This is a genomic window from Campylobacter concisus (assembly GCF_002913225.1).
GTDB lineage: Bacteria > Campylobacterota > Campylobacteria > Campylobacterales > Campylobacteraceae > Campylobacter_A > Campylobacter_A concisus_J.
This window is the reverse complement of record NZ_PPAW01000012.1, coordinates 21,110-36,295: the sequence shown is the minus strand read 5'-3', so window position 1 is coordinate 36,295 and position 15,186 is coordinate 21,110. Positions and strand designations below refer to the sequence as shown.

Annotated in this window: 14 protein-coding genes and 1 tRNA gene; 6 read left to right on the top strand and 9 right to left on the bottom strand. The window is 39.5% G+C overall.

All coding sequences use genetic code 11. From position 1 onward, the window contains the following. A complete protein-coding gene (locus CYP26_RS01770; protein ID WP_004317198.1) occupies positions 1-204 on the bottom strand; it encodes a heavy-metal-associated domain-containing protein in 204 nt (67 codons plus the stop codon). Then, the gene (locus CYP26_RS01765) at positions 201-755 is read right to left on the bottom strand and encodes a GNAT family N-acetyltransferase (protein ID WP_103630138.1); all 555 of its coding nucleotides are present in this window, start codon (positions 753-755) and stop codon (positions 201-203) included. Before CYP26_RS01765 ends, CYP26_RS01770 begins: the two co-directional genes overlap by 4 nt. A 151-nt stretch (positions 756-906) precedes the next feature. Between CYP26_RS01765 and CYP26_RS01760 the strand changes: the two genes are divergently transcribed. The 4 genes from CYP26_RS01760 (at position 907) to CYP26_RS01745 (ending at position 4,342) form a co-directional block, all read left to right on the top strand. Further along, positions 907-1,614: a YebC/PmpR family DNA-binding transcriptional regulator gene (locus CYP26_RS01760; RefSeq protein ID WP_021093135.1), complete on the top strand. Its 708-nt coding sequence runs from the start codon at positions 907-909 to the stop codon at positions 1,612-1,614. 10 nt (positions 1,615-1,624) lie between these two features. Next, the gene (locus CYP26_RS01755) at positions 1,625-2,119 is read left to right on the top strand and encodes a peptidylprolyl isomerase (protein ID WP_103630137.1); all 495 of its coding nucleotides are present in this window, start codon (positions 1,625-1,627) and stop codon (positions 2,117-2,119) included. Positions 2,120-2,130: 11 nt separating this feature from the next. Then, positions 2,131-3,486, top strand: coding sequence for a cation:dicarboxylate symporter family transporter (locus CYP26_RS01750; RefSeq protein ID WP_103630136.1), 1,356 nt, complete (start codon positions 2,131-2,133; stop codon positions 3,484-3,486). Positions 3,487-3,649: 163 nt separating this feature from the next. After that, positions 3,650-4,342 (top strand): aspartate/glutamate racemase family protein, encoded by a 693-nt coding sequence (locus tag CYP26_RS01745; protein ID WP_103630135.1) that lies wholly within the window; start codon positions 3,650-3,652, stop codon positions 4,340-4,342. Positions 4,343-4,963: 621 nt separating this feature from the next. On the opposite strand, the gene pckA is transcribed toward CYP26_RS01745, so the two are convergent. From pckA to CYP26_RS01710, 7 genes are all read right to left on the bottom strand, one after another. Continuing rightward, a complete protein-coding gene (gene pckA / locus CYP26_RS01740) occupies positions 4,964-6,538 on the bottom strand; it encodes a phosphoenolpyruvate carboxykinase (ATP) (protein ID WP_181000839.1) in 1,575 nt (524 codons plus the stop codon). Between the two features lie 105 nt (positions 6,539-6,643). Further along, positions 6,644-8,446, bottom strand: coding sequence for a biotin/lipoyl-containing protein (locus CYP26_RS01735; protein ID WP_103630133.1), 1,803 nt, complete (start codon positions 8,444-8,446; stop codon positions 6,644-6,646). A 122-nt stretch (positions 8,447-8,568) separates the two neighbouring features. After that, complete coding sequence (locus CYP26_RS01730; RefSeq protein ID WP_103598946.1) at positions 8,569-9,957, bottom strand: TRAP transporter large permease; 1,389 nt, start codon at positions 9,955-9,957, stop codon at positions 8,569-8,571. Next, the gene (locus tag CYP26_RS01725) at positions 9,945-10,466 is read right to left on the bottom strand and encodes a TRAP transporter small permease subunit (RefSeq protein WP_021085810.1); all 522 of its coding nucleotides are present in this window, start codon (positions 10,464-10,466) and stop codon (positions 9,945-9,947) included. The genes CYP26_RS01730 and CYP26_RS01725 overlap by 13 nt, the downstream gene beginning before the upstream one ends. Further along, positions 10,459-11,811: a sodium-dependent transporter gene (locus tag CYP26_RS01720; protein WP_103630132.1), complete on the bottom strand. Its 1,353-nt coding sequence runs from the start codon at positions 11,809-11,811 to the stop codon at positions 10,459-10,461. The genes CYP26_RS01725 and CYP26_RS01720 overlap by 8 nt, the downstream gene beginning before the upstream one ends. Next, on the bottom strand, positions 11,811-13,142 hold the full coding sequence (locus CYP26_RS01715; RefSeq protein ID WP_103630131.1) for a sodium-dependent transporter: 1,332 nt from the start codon (positions 13,140-13,142) through the stop codon (positions 11,811-11,813). Before CYP26_RS01715 ends, CYP26_RS01720 begins: the two co-directional genes overlap by 1 nt. After that, positions 13,142-14,485 carry a sodium-dependent transporter gene (locus tag CYP26_RS01710; RefSeq protein WP_103630130.1) on the bottom strand — a complete coding sequence of 448 codons (1,344 nt, stop codon included), beginning with the start codon at positions 14,483-14,485 and terminating at the stop codon, positions 13,142-13,144. The genes CYP26_RS01715 and CYP26_RS01710 overlap by 1 nt, the downstream gene beginning before the upstream one ends. Before the next feature lie 206 nt (positions 14,486-14,691). On the opposite strand from CYP26_RS01710, the gene CYP26_RS01705 reads away from it, so the two are divergent. Together CYP26_RS01705 and CYP26_RS01700 are read left to right on the top strand one after the other, a co-directional pair. After that, complete coding sequence (locus CYP26_RS01705; RefSeq protein ID WP_004317263.1) at positions 14,692-14,994, top strand: F0F1 ATP synthase subunit C; 303 nt, start codon at positions 14,692-14,694, stop codon at positions 14,992-14,994. A gap of 48 nt (positions 14,995-15,042) precedes the next feature. Then, positions 15,043-15,127 (top strand) — tRNA-Leu (locus tag CYP26_RS01700). Positions 15,128-15,186 lie beyond the last annotated feature (59 nt).

Here is a 15,186-nt window from a genome sequence, read left to right as displayed (position 1 = left end):
TCAAAGCTCCTTTATAACGTCAAATCCCAGATCAGCCATTTCTGATTTAAATTTCTCTACATCGCCATCTTTTATATCAAGGCTTACTTGTCTTGGCTCCTTGCTAAGATCGACTTTTATCTCGCCAAAGTCATCCTCAAGTGCGTTTTTTATGGTATTTGCGCAATTTTGGCAATGCACGTTATTTACCTCAAATGTTTTCATATTATCTCCTTTATCATGTGGTCGTATTCGTGTAAATTTATGATCTTTTTGGTGTTAAATTTAAAGCCAAGGCTCTCGTAAAATTTACGAACTTTTGGCTTATTTACATCAACTATCAGCGAGACTTTTTTATGTCCTAGCTCTTTTGCTTTGGCAAATGAGTGCAAGATAAGCTCTTTTGCAAGCCCTTGGCCTCTAAATTTCTCATCTACGGCGATACTATCTATATAAAACTCATCATCAAAACACTCTTTTTCTATCTGGGCATCTTTGCCAAGAGCCTTTAGATGCTGAGAAATTTCTCTATCAAACTGCCACGCGTCGCCACCAAAATAAGCACACATAGCAGCAATTATCTGCTCGTCACGCCTATAGACATAAACATTTTTATAGCTAAGTCTATTTGTCTCGCTTTTAAAAAATTTCTCTAAAATTTCATCGCTTTTTGCAGGATCGTCGTAGCCACTTAGCTTGTAGGCGATGTCCTCCATCGCTAAATTTAGTAGTTTGATGCAGATTTTTGCATCTTGTTTTTGAGCATTTTTTATCATGAGTATGATTATATGCCTTTAGCTTAAATTTTTACCAAATATTATTTTCAAATTTGCAAATTATGCACTTTAGCAGGCAAACTCAAAATGTTTTAAAAAAGTATAAAATTTTTTTAGTTATAATCCGTAAAAAATTTATTTAAGGATATTTATGGGACGAGCATTTGAGTACCGAAGAGCAGCAAAAGAAGCTAGATGGGATAAGATGAGCAAGGTATTTCCAAAACTTGCAAAGGCTATAACAGTAGCGGCAAAAGATGGCGGATGTGATCCGGATATGAACCCAAAACTTCGTGCAGCCATCGCAGCAGCAAAAGCTGAAAATATGCCAAAAGATAACATCGATGCGGCTATAAAAAGAGCAAATGGCAAAGATAGCGCAGATATCAAGACTATCTTTTATGACGGCAAAGCAGCTCACGGCGTGCAAATCATCGTTGAGTGCGCTACTGACAACCCAACAAGAACAGTTGCAAATGTAAAAGCGATATTTAGCAAAAATGGCGGAGAAATTTTGCCAAGTGGCAGCCTTAGCTTTATGTTTACAAGAAAGAGCGTTTTTGAGCTTGAAAAGCCAAGCGCAGATATTGAAGAGATCGAACTTGAGCTGATTGATTACGGACTAAGCGACATTGAAGAAGATGAAAACGCACTATTTGTTTATGGTGATTACGCAAATTTTGGCACATTGCATGAAGGGATAGAGAAGTTAAATTTAGTAGTTAAAAAAGCTTCACTTCAGTACTTACCAAATCAAACCGTGAGCCTAGATGAAGAGCAAATGCTTGAGGTCGAGAGGCTTCTTGACAAGCTAGAAGACGACGATGACGTCCAAGCAGTTTATACAAATATCGAGTAAAAGGAGCAACATGCGTTTTGATGAGTTAAAAGTTTATGATATAAATTTAGACGAGCTAAAAAAAGATAAATTTGCAGTTTTAAAGACAGAAAAAGGCGATATCAAACTTGAGCTTTTTGCCGAGGATGCACCGCAAGCTGTTGCAAATTTTGTCCATTTGATAAAAACAGGATTTTATAATGGCCTAAATTTTCACAGAGTTATACCAAATTTCGTCATACAAGGCGGCTGCCCAAATGGCACAGGCACAGGTGGTCCTGGCTGGAGGATAAAATGCGAATGCGACAATCAAAAGGTAAAGCATGAGCGTGGCAGCCTTAGCATGGCTCACGCAGGTCGCGACACTGGCGGATCGCAGTTTTTCATCTGCCACAGCAAGCAACCTCATCTTGACGGCGTGCATACAGTCTTTGGAAAGTGCGCTGACGATGAAAGTTTAAAGGTGCTTGATGCTATTAGACAAGGCGATAAGATCATCTCTGCGGTGGTCAAAGCTAGCCTATAAAAGGGGAATTTATGGAGAGTGCAAAAACGCAAAAAAGTCTCTTTGTGAGGCTATTTACCAATCTCGCCATTTGGGTTGTGATAGGTATAATTGGCGGTGTTATCGTCGGTATGGTCGCACCTGAGCTTGGCATAGCAAGTAAGCCAGGCATTGATTATTTTATAAAAGCCCTTAAAATTTTAATCGGCCCTATCATCTTTTTAACGATCGTTTCAGGCATCGTCGGACTTGAGAGCTTAAAAGATCTTGGCACTATCGGACTTAAGGCGTTTATCTACTTTGAGATAGTTAGTACGCTTGCTCTTGCTGTTGGTATCATCTTTGGCGAGACGCTTCGTCCAGGACATGGCATGAACCTTGACTACACCCAGCTTGACGCCTCAAGTGTGGCTAAATTTACATCTCAAGCTGGAAATATGGACGCAAATAGCGGCTTTTTAGCACACACGCTTCATCTTTTAAGAGGCGCTGTGCCAGTAGATGACATCTTCCCTTACGTGCATATACTTGATCCATTTATAAAATCAAACACACTTCAAGTACTTTTCATGGCGATTGTCGTTGCCATCGTACTTTCGCTACTTGCTCATGATAAAAAGCAAGCTTGTCTAAAACCGCTTGAATTTATCCAGCACTACGTCTTAAAGCTTCTTACTTGGCTTATGTTATTTAGCCCAGTGGCGGCATTTTCAGCAATGGCTTACTTGATCGGTAAATTTGGCATCGGAACGCTTCTTGGTATGATGGAGCTTCTTGTCGTTATGGCGCTTGCAAGCTGCTTTTTCATCTTTGTCGTGCTTGGCGTCATTTGCTACTTTGCAAAGGTCAATGTCTTTAAATTTATGCGCTTTATCTCAAAAGAGGTCTTGGTCGTTTTTGCGACAAGCTCGAGCGAAACAGCTCTTGCGCCACTTATGCAAAAGCTAGAAGCAGCTGGTATAAATAGAGGCGCAGTTGGCCTTATCATCCCAACTGGTTACTCATTTAACCTTGACTGCACCAACATCTATCTAAGCCTAAGCGTTATCTTCTTGGCTCAAGCATTTAATATACCGCTAAGCTTTGAACATCTAATAAGCATACTAATCGTGCTAATGATCACAAGTAAAGGCGCTGTTGGCGTTACGGGTTCTGGCTTTGTCGTACTTGCTGGCACACTAAGCGCACTTCCAAGCACTGGCATACCAGTCGTAACCGTGGCTGTGCTACTTGGCGTTGATAAATTTATGTCAGAGATGCGTGCTGTTGGTAACCTTTGCGGTAATGCCGTTGGCTGCATGATCGTATCTATCTGGGACAAAAAGGTCGATATGGAGAAATTTAGATACGCACTAGATCATCCGGACGAATTCCACTTCCACTCATAATAGAGTTTTTTAAGGGGCAATCGCCCCTTTTTATCTTAAATTTACTTCAAAACTTAAAGCGCTTACTCCCTATTTTTACAATACCAAATGAAAATTTATAAATTTTATTTTTAAATATAGAAACTAATATTATAATTATTGAAAATTTTAATTTGGAGGAGCTATGAAGACATTAGGCATCATAGGCGGCATGGGACCACTTGCCACGGCTGATTTATACAAAAAGATAATCGATATAACCCCAGCAGCTTGCGATCAAGAGCACCTACACATCGTTATCGACTCATACGCGCAGATAGAAGATAGGACAAAATTTATCATGGGCGAGGGAGAAAGTCCGCTTCCAAAGCTGATTCAAAGTGCAAAACTTTTAAAAAATGCAGGATGCGATGCGATGCTAATGGCTTGTAATACAGCTCACTACTTTGCTCCAAGTATCGAAAAAGAGGCTGGAGTGAAAATTTTGCACATTGCAAAAGTTACCATAGATGCCTTGCAAAAGAAATATCCGCACGCTAAAAATATCGCTGTCATCGCAACAAGTGGCACAAAAAAGGCAGGCGTTTATGATCAAATTTTAAAAGAGCGCGGGCTAAAGAGCGTGGATTTTAGCAAAGAGACGCAAGATGTCATCATGGAGTGCATCTACAAAGGTGTCAAAGCTGGTAAGCTAGAAGAGTATGTGCCGGTATTTTACGAAGTGCTTTCAAACATTGAAGCTGACGTTTATATTGCAGGCTGCACCGAAATACCGATGTTTTTACCATTTATCAGCAGCGAGTATAAATTTATAGATGCGACATTTGAGCTGGCAAAAGCTGGCGTAGAATTTGGCTTAGAAAAGAGAGTATTTTGATTAAATTTAGCCAGATATCTGGCTAAATTTTTGTTTTAACTACAAAAACACTACAACTTATACTAAAAACAACAGCAACTTTTTATAGTTAAAATTTGAGATCAAATTTAGCTGGAGTGTTCTGGCTAAATTTTAAATTTTTAACTGAAAAGACCGCTTTTATTATTTTTTTGAGCTTAGTAAAAATATCTCTTTAGTGAGTTTTCTGAAATAGAGCATTTTGTTTTAAATTTAACATGTGGCGTCCTGACTAAAATTTTAATATTTAACTCCAAAGACCACACTACTTACAATAAATTTAACAATAATTTTTTATATTAGAAATTTTGAGATTTAAAGAGATTACAAAATATTTTAAATTTAACTGGGGCATTCAGGCTGAAATTTGATTTTTAACTAAAAGGATCGCTTGTATTAAAATTTCTGATATTAGGCAATTAAATTTTTCAAGCATTTACAAAAAGCAAATTTTATAGTGAAATCTAGAAAATATCTTTAAATTTGGTTGGGGCATTTTTGCAAAAAGTTTAAAAATTAAATTTAAAAGTGAGCTACGTTTTTACTATTTGAAAGTTTAAATTTAAAAAGCCTTGTAGGCAAAATACCCACAAGGCTATAAATTTAAGCTTTTGGGCCAGCTTTGGCGTACTCAACGCCCTCTTTTACATCTTCATAACGTTTGAAATTTTCAACAAACATCTTTGCAAGCTTGTCGCGTGAAGCGTTATACTGAGCTGGATTTGCCCATGTGTTTATAGGATTTAGCAGTTTTGTCTCGACACCATCAAGCTCTTTTGGGATAGCGAAGTTAAATTTATCAAAATTTTCAAATTCGCATTTTGTGATGCTACCGTCTAAGATCGCATTTATGCAAGCACGAGTTGCTTTTATGCTCATACGCTTGCCAACGCCGTAAGCACCGCCGCTCCAGCCCGTATTTACAAGATAGACATTAACGCCGTGCTTATCGATCTTCTCACCAAGCAGTTTTGCATAGACGGTTGGATGAAGTGGCATAAATGGCTCGCCAAAGCAAGCGCTAAAAGTAGCGACTGGCTCAGTTATACCACGCTCTGTGCCAGCAACTTTTGCTGTATAGCCGCTCAAAAAATAATACATCGCCTGCTCTTTTGTCAGCTTCGCAACTGGAGGAAGCACGCCAAAAGCGTCTGCGCTTAAAAAGATGATATTTTTTGGATGTCCTGCGCTTGAGCTTGGCTCGTAGTTGTCGATGTGATAGATCGGATAGCTCACACGTGTGTTTTCAGTTTTTGAGCCATCTTTGTAATCAACCACTCCGTTTTCATCAGCCACGACGTTTTCAAGTAGCGCATCACGCCTGATCGCTGCGTAAATTTCTGGCTCGCTACTTGGATCAAGGTTGATACATTTTGCGTAGCAGCCGCCCTCAAAGTTAAACACGCCATCATCGTCCCAGCCGTGCTCGTCATCGCCTATTAGTTTGCGTTTTGGATCGGTTGAAAGTGTCGTTTTGCCTGTGCCAGATAGACCAAAAAATAGCGCTGTATCGCCCTTTTCGCCTACGTTTGCAGAGCAGTGCATGCTTAGCTTGCCCTCAAGTGGCAACCAGTAGTTCATCATAGAAAAAATGCCCTTTTTCATCTCGCCGCCATACCATGTGCCACCGATCACTGCGACATTTTCTTCGACATTAAAGATAACAAAGACTTCTGAATGTAGTCCGTCAGCCTTGTAATCCTCATTTTTTGTCTTGCAAGCGTTATATACTACAAAATCAGGCTCAAATTTAGCCAGCTCCGCTTCACTTGGGCGGATGAACATATTTTTTACAAAGTGCGCTTGCCACGCTACTTCGGTGACAAAGCGGACTGATTTTTTGCTCTTTTTACTAGCTCCACAAAATGCGTCTTGGATGAAAATTTCTTTGCCACTAAGCTGCTCTTTTGCTTTTTTAAGAAGCTTATCAAATAGCTCTTTTGTGATAGGCTGATTTATCTTGCCCCAAGCGATGTATTTTTGGCTTGGATCTTGCTTGACAAAGTACTTGTCCTTTGGGCTTCTTCCAGTAAAGATGCCAGTATCTACCATAAATGTGCCGTTACTTGAGACCCTGCCCTCGTTGTTTGCCTTTTCAAGCTCAAAAAGCTCGTCGTAGCTTAGATTGTGATTTATCTTTTTGATCTCTTTTAGACCTAGCTCGTCTAGCTTATTTATCATGTTGTTTCCTTTTAAATTTTCGTTTCTTTATAAATTTGACCTAAAAGTCATCAAAATGTTAATCAAATTTCGCTTAACACTATCTTTTTAAAAGTGGCAAATTTATTTAAATCTAGCCACCACTTGATTGTTTGCAACGCTTTGACCTTTGCTAACCTCAATAGAGCCTATGATGCCATCTTTTGGGGCTTTGACCTCTATCTCCATCTTCATCGCTTCAAGCACGACTATGGCCTGACCTTTTTTGACATGATCTCCTGCACTAACTAAAATTTTATGCACAGCGCCTGGCAAGCTTGCGACGATGTCATTTTCTGTTGCGCCTGCTACTGCACTTTTGGCACTTTTTACGCTCTTGCCTTCAACTTCAGTGATTGATTTTACTTGGATACTGTCGTTAAAACCTTCGCTTACTTCAACGTTGTAGCGACTACCATTTACGACGACGCTATATCTGCCACTTTGAGTTTGTCTGTCATCGTTTGCCTTAGCGTTTGGATCGATCTTTCTTACATTTACTTTGGCCTCACCTTTTAAGAACGCGATGCCTTTTTCTTTACAAGCTGCTGCTATAAAGACGTTTTCTTCGGTAACTTTGATCTTATTTTGTTTTAAAATTTCTTTTACGTGCGCAAGCGACTTACTCTCATCTTTATCAGCTATATCAACTGCGTGTTTTGTAGTTGGTTTTAAGCCTAGCTGCTCGCTAGCAAGCTTGATAATCTCTTTATCAGGCGTAACTGGGGTCTTGCCAAAGTAGCCAAGAACCATTTTGCCGTATCCCTCAGCGATCTTTTTCCACTTGCCAAACATAACGTTATTAAAGGCCTGTTGGAAGTAAAACTGGCTAACGGGGGTCACTGAGGTGCCGTATCCACCCTTTTGCACCACTTCGCGCATCGCAAGGATGACCTCTGGAAATTTATCTAAGATGTTGTTATCTCTCATCATCTGGGTATTTGCAGTGAGTGCGCCACCTGGCATCGGTGAAAATGGTATTAGAGGGCTTACTTGCACAGCTTCAGGCGGTAAGAAATACTCTTTTAAACAATCATTCAAAACGCTTTCGTATTTTAAAATTTTCTCCACGTCAAGTCCGCCAAGATCGTAGTTTTTGCCTTTTACTGCGTGAAGCATGGTTAAGATATCTGGCTGACTTGTGCCGCCACTTACTGGGCTTGCGGCTAGATCTATGCCATCAACGCCAGCTTCAAGCGCTGCAAGATAGCAAGCAACACTTACGCCTGCAGTTTCGTGTGTGTGAAGTCTGATATGAGTTTTTTCTGGGAGTAGTTTTCTAGCCATTTTTATGGTTTCATATACCTTTTGTGGGCTACTTGTGCCGCTTGCGTCTTTAAAACAAACGCTGTGATAAGGGATATTTGCATCTAAAATTTCTCTTAAAATTTTCTCATAAAATTTAACATCATGAGCTCCCACACAGCCACTAGGTAGATCCATCATAGTAACGACAACTTCGTGTTTTAGCCCGTGATGAGCGATCCTCTCGCCTGAATATTTTAAATTTTCAACATCATTTAGTGCGTCAAAATTTCTAATAGTTGTAGTTCCGTGTTTTTTGAAAAGTTTTGCGTGAAGGTCTATTAGCTCGCGGCTACCGGTGTCAAGGGTGACGGTATTTACGCCCCTACTTAGGGTTTGAAGGTTTGCTTTTGGTCCTACGATGCTTCTAAATTTATCCATCATCGCAAAAGCGTCCTCGTTTAGGTAAAAATAAAGGCTTTGAAATCTAGCCCCACCGCCAAATTCAAAATGCTCTATGCCAGCCTCTTTGGCTGCTTCAAGCGCGGGCAAAAAGTCGTTCATAAGCACTCTAGCGCCATAAACCGACTGAAAGCCATCTCTAAAGGTCGTATCCATAACATCGATAAATTTCTTTGCCATATTTCACCTCATTAAATTTATAAATTTACTAAAAAGCGGTCATAAAAAATGGCTAAATTTGACAGAAACTCAAATTAGCCATTTTACTTGTTTTTGGTATTTTACAACCAAAAACTTTTATATCATTTAAAAAGTGAGAGTAAGAAGTTAAATAATCCACCGTGGCTCGCATCAAGCATCGGCTTTATCTCCATCAAAAAGACGCAGAAAAAGACTAAAACTGCCACTTGGATGATGATGTAAGGCACCACGCCTTTATAAATAGCAGCTGTTTTTATCTCAGCAGGTGCGACTGATCTTAAGAAAAATAGACTAAAACCAAATGGTGGCGTCAAGAATGAAGTTTGTAAATTCATAGCAACTAAGATCGCTAGATAGACTGGGTTTATACCTAGTTTTGCAGCTATTGGCACCAAGATAGGAAGCACGATATATGAAATTTCAACAAAATCGATAAAAAAGCCAAGCACAAAGATAACAGCCATACTAAATATGATAAAGCCCCACTTCTCGCCTGGTAAATTTGTCATGAAATTTTCAACTATCTCATCGCCTCCAGTGTAGCTAAAGACCATAGAAAAGGCAGTCGCACCAACAAGTATAGCAAAGACTAGAGCTGTAGTTTTTACGCTCTCAGCCAAAGCCTCTTTCATCATAGAAAATGAAAATGTCCTATAAAATATTGCCAAGATGATAGCGCCAACGCAGCCAAATGCTGAACTTTCAGTCGGTGTAGCGATACCTGCAAAAATGGATCCTAGCACACAAATAACTAGCAAAAGTGGAGGGAAGATCGCAATTAGCGCTCTAACAATCTGCTTAAATTTACTAACGCCGCTCTCATCTTTTACGATAGGAGCGACCTCTGGCTTAAGATAAGCAGCTATCAAAATATAAACTATATAAACTCCAACTAGCGTGAATCCTGGCACAATGGCTTGGTGAAAAAGCTCACCAACTGGCACTGAGAAGATGTCGCCCAAGATGATAAGCACGATAGAAGGCGGGATGATCTGACCAAGCGTACCAGCAGCGCATATCGTGCCACATCCTAGGGATTGGTCGTATTTATACTTTAGCATTACAGGCAAGCTTATAACGCCCATAGCAACAACGCTAGCACCTACGACGCCAGTTGATGCAGCAAGAAGCGCTCCAACTAAGATAGTGCTAATAGCGATACCGCCGCGAATTTCACCAAATAGCATACCCATGCTCTCAAGTAGTCTCTCAGCTAGCTTTGACTTTTGAAGCACGACACCCATAAAGACAAAGAGTGGAACTGCTATGAAAATTCTACTCTCCATGATAGAGAAAATCCTATAAGGCATGAAGTTAAACATATCTTTAAATACTTCTATACTGCCAAGTAGCCCATCGCCATCGCTAAGGCTCTCTACGACACTGCCAACCATGCCAAATATCATCGCAACCGCGCCAAAGGTAAATGCCACTGGAAAGCCAATGCCAAGCATCAATAGCGCGGCTATAAACATTATTAATCCCGCCATATTTTCTCCTTACTAGCTTTCTTATAGCGATTTAAATTTTTTATAAAAAAGCCGATCGCAAAAAATACAAGCACATAAAATGAAAAAGGGATCATCGCTTTTATGATCCATCTATGGGTAAGACCGCCTGGATCTGCGCTGGCCTCTGCCGAGCTGTAAGCATCTCCTACAAATCCAAATGATAAATTTGAAACCAAAAGCGCAAATGGTATGATAAAAAATACAGTACCAAGCATATTTACAAGGGCTTTATTTCTTTCTGAAAATTTAGCATAAAAAATATCAACCCTAACATGTGCATCCTCTTTTAAAGCATAGCTCATGCCAAGTAGAAATATCACAGCAAAAAAGTGCCACTCAAGCTCCTGAAATGCAACGTTGCCGTAAGAGAAAAAGTATCTTGCCACAACGTTAAAAAATACGTCTATTATCATCAAAGCCATAATAAACATACAAATGTAGCCGACTATATCACCAGCTTTGTCAAAAAATCTCTCAATTTTATCCATTAAAAACCTTTAATAGTTCATTTATCATGATGATAAGCACACAAACTGGTGCTACATATCTTAGTAAAAAATACCATGTATTAAATACAAAATCACTCATATATGGGCTAAATAGCACATATAAAGCATCTTTTTTCATAAAATATCCTACAAATATCGCTCCGCCGATACCGCTAATTGGTAGCAAAATATTTGAAGCGGTAAAGTCTAGGAAGTCAAAGAAGCTCTTGCCAAATAACGTAAGTTTATCGCCAACATTTTCTATATTTGATAAAAGACATAAAAATCCTAATATAAATATCCCTGCGCAAACTATGCAAAGCGCTTTTTTCCTGCTCATGCCATACTCTCTGATCAAGAAAAATACAAATGGCTCGACGATGGAGATGGCTGAAGTGATACCAGCAAAGATAAGTGCAGCAAAAAATGCTACAGCCAAAATTTGACCGATCGCACCAAGCTTTGCAAATAGCGTTGGTAGCGAGATAAAGACAAGACCTGGTCCTTGAGACGGAGTAGCGCCAAATTCAAATATAAAGGTAAAAATAACAAGACCTATCATAATAGCAAGCGCGATGTTTATAAAAACGATACTAAGCGTTGAAGTGGCTAAATTTGTATCATCGCTTAGGCTAGCTGAATAAGTAATGATCGCTGCCATACCAAGAGATAGCGTCCAAAATGCAAGTCCAAGAGCCAGTAAAAGTGAGTTAAACGAAATTTTACTAAAGTCTGGGATCAGCAGAAACTCGGCTGATTTCACAAAGCCATCCATCGTCATAGAGTAAAAAAGCATGATCAAAACCATGATAAATAGGCTTGGCATCATCCAAACATTTAGCTTCTCTATGCCGCTTTTTACGCCTTTTGACAGGATGAAAAAGCAAGCTGCAAATGCTATAACAAAGTAAAGTGTCTGCTCGCCAAGACCATGCGTCAAAAGATCGTTAAATATCACTTTTGAGCTATCTATATCGCTTGGGAGACCAGTAAATGAGAGCGTGAAATATTTAAAGACCCAGCCGATGATCACGATATAGTATGATGAGATGATGGCCGCTGTCACCATGGCTAAAATTCCAACTAGTTGCCATAAATTTTTATTTTTAGCTGCTAGCTTTCTAAAAGCATTTACACTGTCGCTCTCGCTAAGCTTGCCGATACTAAGCTCTGCCATAAAGATAGGCACGCCGACTAGAAAAGTTATCAAAAGATATAGGATAATAAACGCCGAACCGCCGTTTTCACCAACCATGTATGGAAATTTCCATGCATTGCCAAGTCCGACAGCCGATCCAGCGACTGCTAGGACATAGCCTATTTTAGAAAATTGTTCTTTTGCCATTATGAGATCTCCCTTATTAACACCACCAGAACTAAAAGTGGAGCCACAAATCTAATTAAAAAATACCAAATTTTAAATACAACCTTGCCCATATAAGGCACAAATAGCTCTTTTAAAAGCTCAAATTTTACAAAGTATCCAACAAAGACAGCAAACAAGATGCCGCCAAGTGGGAGCATGATGTTTGAGCTGAGATAATCAAGCAGGTCAAAAAAACTCTTACCAAAAAATGTAAGTGCATCTTTAAATTCGTTTGTGCCACTTAATGCGCATAAAATTCCTAAAATATAAACCACGCAAGCGACGATTAGGATCGATTTGTTTCTACTAAAATTTAGGCTTTTGCTTAAGAAAAATATAAACGGTTCAACCATCGAGATAACCGAGGTGATGCCAGCAAAAAATAGCGATATAAAAAATGTAAATGCCAAGAAATTTCCAAGCAAGCCAAGCTTAGCAAATAGCGTTGGTAGCGATATGAAAGCAAGCCCTGCGCCTTTTGATGGCTCTGAGCCAAACTCAAATGTAAATGTAAAGACGATAAGGCCGATGATGACGCTTATGATAATGTTTGCAAAAACGACGTAGAGCGAAGAGGTAAATAAATTTGTATCATCACTTAGACTTGATGAGTAAGTAAGTATGCAGCCAATGCCAACGCACATCGTAAAAAAAGCAAGTCCAAGAGCGTTTAAAACAGCTGCTTGATCTATCTTTGAAAAGTCAGGCACTAGTAGAAATTTAGCCGCTTTATCAAAGCCCCCCATGCCAAAAGAGTAGCCAAGCATAAGCAAAAGCAAGATAAAAAGAGCTGGTATAAGATAGACATTTATGCGCTCGATGCCGCTTTTTACGCCTTTTGTAAGGATGAAAAAGTAGGCAAAAAACGCGATACTAAAGTATAAAATTTGCTCGCCAATGCCATTTGAAGTGAAATTTACAAAAAGCGTCTCCGAGCTTGCCATATCTTTAGGCAGCTCGCCAAAGCTTAAAATGACGTATTTTAAAACCCAGCCAATGATGAGCGTGTAAAACGAAGCGATAAATAGCCCAGTCACCATGATAACACCGGCAAATTTCCAAGAGCTTGCCCTCTTTGTTGCTAGGCTTTTAAACGCTCCAACCGTATCAAGACGTGAAATTTTACCCATCGCCATCTCAGCAAAAAATATACTAAGACCAACAGCAAAGGCAAAAAATAGATATATAAGGATAAATGCCGAACCACCGTTGCTGCCGACCATATATGGAAATTTCCAAGCATTACCAAGGCCGATAGCCGCTCCAATTATTGAGAGGATAAAACCTATCTTACTAAATCTCTCTGCCATTATTTACCTGCCATCTGGTAGATCATTATCGCACAAATGGCAACTGGCACGACATATCTTAAGAAAAAGTACCAAATTTCAAAAAATGCTCTTCCCATAAAATCGCCAAAGAGCAGATACAAACTCTCTTTTTTAAGCTTATAGCCAACAAAAAAGCTAAATACGATAGCGCCTATTGGCATCATGATATTTGATGTGAGAAAGTCAAGCGCGTCAAAAAATGGCTTGCCACAAACGCTAAAAGCACTTGAAGTGTCTGAATAATATGAAAGTATGCAAAAGATGCCCAAGATATAGACAAAGGCGCCGATGTAAAGAAGCGCCATCTTTCTTGAAATTTCAAATTTCCTAACCAAATAATAAGCAAAAGGCTCGATCATCGAAACCGCGCTTGTGATGCCAGCAAACAATAGCGATACGAAAAATGCTACCGCCATGACGTTGCCAACAATGCCAAGCTTTGCAAAAAGCGTGACAAGCGAGATAAATATAAGGCCCGGACCACTTGCCGTGCTATCAGCCCCATAAGCAAATATAAATGTAAATACAACAAGCCCCATCATAATGCCTATTAAGATGTTTATAAAGATGATAGAGAGCGTTGATTTTATTAAATTTGTGCGCTCTGGTAAATTTGCAGCGTATGTTGGTATGACTCCAACGCCCATAGAAAGCGAGAAAAACGCAAGGCCTAGAGCCTGCAAGATAACATCTGGCGTGATCGCACTAAAATTTGGTACAAATAAAAATTTAGCCGCCTTAACAAAGCCATCTCCCATGCTTAGTGCGTAAAAAAGCATGCAAACTAGCAAGACAAAAAGGCTTGGCATCATCCATATATTTAGCTTTTCGATGCCACTTTTTACGCCTTTTGAAACGGCAAAAAAGACCATCAAAAAGACTAGACTAAAGCAAAGCACGGCACTGCTTAGATCATTTGATAAAAGTGTGTTAAACTGCTCGCCTGCAGCTTTTGAGTCTGCTAAAAGCGGCGAAAAACTAAGATAGATGTACTTTAATATCCAGCCAATAACCACCATATAAAATGAAGCTATAAGGATCGCACCAATCATGAAAAAGCCAGAGAGCGACCACGCTTTTTTATTTTTTGGAGCGAGCTTGTAAAGAGAGCTTACGATGTCGCTTTCGCCAAGCTTGCCAATGCTAAGCTCTGCCAAAAACGCCACAAATGCGATAGCAAATGTAAGAAGCAAGTATAAAATTATAAATGCCGAACCGCCGTTATTTCCCACCATTGTAGGAAATTTCCAGGCATTGCCAAGACCCACAGCAGAACCAGCCATCGCAAGAACAAAGCCTATCTTTGAAAATTTTTCGTTCATTGAAAACCTAAGATTAAGAATAAATTAAATTCTTTCAAAGATAGCATAAAAAAACTTTCATTTTTCTAAGCCAAGAATTTTTTATAGGCAATTTAAATTTTTAGTGTTTTTATTTGAAACAAAGTTTTGTTTTTGTAATATTACGGCTCATGAAGTTCAAGTAGGGGACAGATCCGAAAGAGCTTTAAAATTTTAAAGGAGCAACGATGAAAAAGATCGTGTTTTTAATTCTTGGTCTTGCTGCATTCGCATTTGGCGCTGACGGCGAGATGATCAGATCATATTCAGTTATCGCTGGCGGTATCGGCCTTGGCCTTGCAGCTCTTGGCGGTGCTATTGGTATGGGTAACACAGCTGCTGCAACTATCAGCGGAACAGCTAGAAACCCAGGTGTAGGTAGCAAACTTATGACTACAATGTTTATCGCTCTTGCGATGATCGAAGCACAAGTTATCTACGCACTTGTTATTACACTTATCGTTCTTTACGCAAACCCGATGCTTGGCTAAGCGTAAAGCTTAAATTTAGCCCCTCTTTTGGGGCTTTTGTTCTTTTTTGCGATCATGGTGGAATTGGTAGACACGCTATCTTGAGGGGGTAGTGCCGCTAGGTGTGCGAGTTCGAGTCTCGCTGATCGCACCATCTTATCTCTCTTTCTAAATCAAAATCTTAAATTTCTAAGCTATAAAAAGGAAAATTTT

Bases quoted from the DNA above. Each gene is read 5' to 3' on its own strand.
- CYP26_RS01720 (WP_103630132.1), bottom strand. From the start codon at position 11,811: ATGGCAAAAGAACAATTTTCTAAAATAGGCTATGTCCTAGCAGTCGCT.
- CYP26_RS01710 (WP_103630130.1), bottom strand. From the start codon at position 14,485: ATGAACGAAAAATTTTCAAAGATAGGCTTTGTTCTTGCGATGGCTGGT.
- CYP26_RS01745 (WP_103630135.1), top strand. From the start codon at position 3,650: ATGAAGACATTAGGCATCATAGGCGGCATGGGACCACTTGCCACGGCT.
- CYP26_RS01770 (WP_004317198.1), bottom strand. From the start codon at position 204: ATGAAAACATTTGAGGTAAATAACGTGCATTGCCAAAATTGCGCAAAT.
- CYP26_RS01750 (WP_103630136.1), top strand. From the start codon at position 2,131: ATGGAGAGTGCAAAAACGCAAAAAAGTCTCTTTGTGAGGCTATTTACC.
- CYP26_RS01735 (WP_103630133.1), bottom strand. From the start codon at position 8,446: ATGGCAAAGAAATTTATCGATGTTATGGATACGACCTTTAGAGATGGC.
- CYP26_RS01705 (WP_004317263.1), top strand. From the start codon at position 14,692: ATGAAAAAGATCGTGTTTTTAATTCTTGGTCTTGCTGCATTCGCATTT.
- CYP26_RS01730 (WP_103598946.1), bottom strand. From the start codon at position 9,957: ATGGCGGGATTAATAATGTTTATAGCCGCGCTATTGATGCTTGGCATT.
- CYP26_RS01755 (WP_103630137.1), top strand. From the start codon at position 1,625: ATGCGTTTTGATGAGTTAAAAGTTTATGATATAAATTTAGACGAGCTA.
- CYP26_RS01725 (WP_021085810.1), bottom strand. From the start codon at position 10,466: ATGGATAAAATTGAGAGATTTTTTGACAAAGCTGGTGATATAGTCGGC.
- CYP26_RS01765 (WP_103630138.1), bottom strand. From the start codon at position 755: ATGATAAAAAATGCTCAAAAACAAGATGCAAAAATCTGCATCAAACTA.
- CYP26_RS01760 (WP_021093135.1), top strand. From the start codon at position 907: ATGGGACGAGCATTTGAGTACCGAAGAGCAGCAAAAGAAGCTAGATGG.
- CYP26_RS01715 (WP_103630131.1), bottom strand. From the start codon at position 13,142: ATGGCAGAGAGATTTAGTAAGATAGGTTTTATCCTCTCAATAATTGGA.